This window comes from Undibacterium sp. RuTC16W, assembly GCF_049339445.1.
GTDB lineage: Bacteria > Pseudomonadota > Gammaproteobacteria > Burkholderiales > Burkholderiaceae_D > Undibacterium.
Window position 1 is genome coordinate 1 of record NZ_JBMPPE010000140.1, and the last position, 278, is coordinate 278.

Annotated in this window: 1 other RNA gene; it reads right to left on the reverse strand. The window is 60.1% G+C overall.

Annotated elements, in window-relative coordinates:
* Nucleotides 1–278, reverse strand: a transfer-messenger RNA (tmRNA) gene (gene ssrA, locus ACO0K4_RS19845); the annotation flags it as partial.

The following is a 278-nucleotide window of genomic DNA, read 5'->3' on the forward strand; positions in this document are numbered from 1 at the left end:
CTACGTGCGTAGCCAGTTCCCAAGTTTCGGACCCAGCCTTAGAACCGGCAAGATGAACTGAATCCTAGCCCGATTGATCTCAGCCTGCTCCGGACCGAAGCTCTCAGCCTATCCCGCAAGCATGACGCTCGCTCGCCGCCGCGCGGGCTCGGACAGCGGGAGCGGCTGCCTAGCGATTAGGCAGCGTATGCAAACTGCGTATCGGCAGTTATGGTTTTCCGATCGTTTTACGGGAGCTCGGAACCCGGCACGCCTTCCAACGCCAATCCAATCCCGTC